The sequence below is a fragment of the Spirulina sp. 06S082 genome, from assembly GCF_034932145.1.
GTDB lineage: Bacteria > Cyanobacteriota > Cyanobacteriia > Cyanobacteriales > Spirulinaceae > CCY15215.
Genome location: NZ_JAYGHV010000362.1, coordinates 1 through 2,696 on the forward strand (window position 1 = coordinate 1; position 2,696 = coordinate 2,696).

A 2,696-nucleotide genomic window follows, 5' to 3' on the forward strand; every position below is an offset into this window, starting at 1 on the left:
TACAACAACTTTCTCCCCTCACCATTGAAGACGAACTTCTTTATCCCGATCGCGACGGTAAACCCTTGGCTGATAACACTACCCAATTACGTTTAATTTTTACCATTAAAGGCGGTCTCGATGCTCTTTTTAAAGATAGAGATGATGTTTTTATCGCTGCGGATTTGTTATGGTATCCAGTGAAGCTCACTCAACAAGAAATTACCGAGCAAGAAGAACCCAAAAGGCAAGCTCCTGATGTGATGGTGGTTTTGGGACGACCCAAGGGCGATCGCGGTTCTTACAAGCAATGGGAAGAGGATAATGTTGCTCCTCAAGTGGCGTTTGAAATCCTATCTCCGGGGAATAAGAAGAAGGATATGGAGACTAAGTTTAAGTTTTATCAAGAGCATGGCATTGAGGAATATTACCTTTACAATCCCAAAAAGAATCGCTTACAAGGATGGTTGAGAAAAGGGAAGAAGTTAGAAGAAATCTCTCAAATGGAAAATTGGATCAGTCCGCTTTTGGGGATAAGATTTACGACAAATGAGGGAGATTTAGTTTTGTTTCATCCTGATGGGGAGCGTTTTATTGAGTTTGTTGAGGCGATCGAGCAACGCGATCGCCAAACACAGAGAGCTATTTTTGCTGAAAATGAACGCGATCGCGAACGCTTGGAAAAAGAACTTGAAAAACAAAGAGCCGATCGCGAATGCTTAGAAAAGGAACGGGAACGACAAGAAAAAGAGCAAACTCAAGCGGCTTGAGAAAAGGAACGACAGAAAAGTCAACAATTGCTCGATCGCCTGATACAATTGGGTATCGATCCTGAAAATCTCCCTTAATTTTGTTCGGCGATCGCATGGCTTGAGAAATGCGATCACGCTTTAGAAAGAGCCGATCACGCCGAAGCGATCACAGAAGAGAAACAACGGAAAAACCAGCAATTAAGGGAACGCCTCTTAAAATTCGGTGTCGATCCTAACACTCTTCCCTAAGCGCGATCACTTGGTTTTTGTTAGGTTTGGGGGTGCGTTTTGCTTTCGCCAACGCACCCTACCAGATCTGCTTCATCGTAGAAATATTGCGTTTTGATTTCTCCTCCTAGCTTTCTTGTCCAATTCTTCCGATCTGATCCCACAGAGAAAGTTTATAGCTGACTTGGAAGTTATTATCAGGAATTAATCCAGTTTTTAAACTTAAAGCCTCAAACTCTTTGCACCATAGATTACTCATACTCTCAAATTCTTTACACTCATTTTTACAAGTAATATATCCAAAATGAATATCCATATAATTGTCAAGTATTTGGAATTCCAAATACTCACAAGGTATATCCTCTCTCTCAATTTTTTTCATGGCAAAGCCATTTTTTGCACTATTTATAATATCTTGTGTTAACTCAATTATCTTGGGAGTTTCTCGGCTGTCTAGAAAAATATTTTTTGATTGCAACTGTAAGTCACTTAAAATATAATCAAGTCCATCATTACCTCTGCTCAACAATTGAGTATCAGTTTTTTTATCCCATCTTGATTTTCTTAAACAAATGTATGAAACATTATTTTCCTTATATTCTGAAGAAGGTTCATTTTTGTATATACCAAAAAAATCTACATAACTTTTGTAGTCCCACAAAAACCATATCCACTCATAAAACATGATTGGTGAATTTGATAATGAAGCGCTGAGATACTTTACGTCTTTCATTTTTGAAGTTGCTATCGTTTTTGAATGTATGGGGATAATCTTCTTTCGATTCTTCCACTTATAAATAGCAGATTTTCCTATGGAATCTTTCTCCCAAATTATTTTTTTTTTCATTACCACAATAAATTCAGTTTAATTTATTATATTATACCATACTGCATATTAAGATCGAAATAAACTTTCTGTAGCTACTCTTGGAAATCTTCCAAGTCACCTAAATATTCACCTTCTTCAGGTTTTTGGCCTTTCCTCACACCGAATAATTGTTGAGTCTGATCCACATATATATCAAAATATTTTGCTGGCCCAGGTAAATATTCTTTGACATCATGAGCATCTATACCGTTAGATTTTAGCCATTTATCAGTTACTCGACTAAGTTTACCGTTTGGAACAAATTCCTCTGTAGGAAAAATATAACGAATCAAATCGTCTAATGTGTTATCCCGTGGATGACCAGTATGAGTAGGAAGATTGGGTTGTTGTCCTTCTCCAAAACCTCTGAGACGCAAGAGTTTTTCAAGTAGAGTATCTTTGGGATTGGGAGGATGAGGATATAAATCCTTGGAGGTCATTGGAGGTACTCCTTCTCCAAATCCTTTTAGACGTTCTGGTGGGTTTTGAGAAACGGTAATGCGATATGACTGTACTGCAATAGCTGCGGTTAGCAAACTAACAAGAGCCGCATCTGATAAGGTTTGTGTAAATAAACCACTCGGATCAATACCATTTATTGGATTTCCATTAGCATAAATATATTTGTTTAGAGTAATTGGGTTAAAATTATCCCCTTCATAAGTATCTCTTCGAGTAAAGCGTCCTACACTGGGATCGTAATATCGATCACGCCTTGAGGGGTGACAAGCAAGCTATAAACCCGATTTTATAAGGGTTAGAGCGTGCAGTCCTTTCTGAAAATAGAGACGCTTATGAGATTTAAGATTCATCAAAAGAGTGGCAAGGTCTGACCAAAGTTCCATGGACTCAACCCAAAGAAAGCCATA

General features: G+C 38.0%; 3 protein-coding genes and 1 pseudogene. 1 reads left to right on the forward strand and 3 read right to left on the reverse strand.

What is annotated here, in order from left to right; all coding sequences use genetic code 11:
- Nucleotides 1-749: Uma2 family endonuclease (locus VB714_RS21235; RefSeq protein ID WP_323226686.1), on the forward strand; the 749-nt coding region annotated here is incomplete at its 5' end.
- A gap of 337 nt (nt 750-1,086) precedes the next feature.
- On the opposite strand, the gene VB714_RS21240 is transcribed toward VB714_RS21235, so the two are convergent.
- The 3 genes and pseudogenes from VB714_RS21240 to VB714_RS27555 form a co-directional block, all read right to left on the reverse strand.
- Nucleotides 1,087-1,812 carry a hypothetical protein gene (locus VB714_RS21240; protein WP_323226687.1) on the reverse strand — a complete coding sequence of 242 codons (726 nt, stop codon included), beginning with the start codon at nt 1,810-1,812 and terminating at the stop codon, nt 1,087-1,089.
- A 68-nt stretch (nt 1,813-1,880) separates the two neighbouring features.
- The gene (locus VB714_RS21245; protein ID WP_323226688.1) at nt 1,881-2,363 is read right to left on the reverse strand and encodes a hypothetical protein; all 483 of its coding nucleotides are present in this window, start codon (nt 2,361-2,363) and stop codon (nt 1,881-1,883) included.
- Nucleotides 2,364-2,411: 48 nt separating this feature from the next.
- Nucleotides 2,412-2,528: pseudogene (locus VB714_RS27555) on the reverse strand (hypothetical protein); the annotation flags it as partial.
- Nucleotides 2,529-2,696 lie beyond the last annotated feature (168 nt).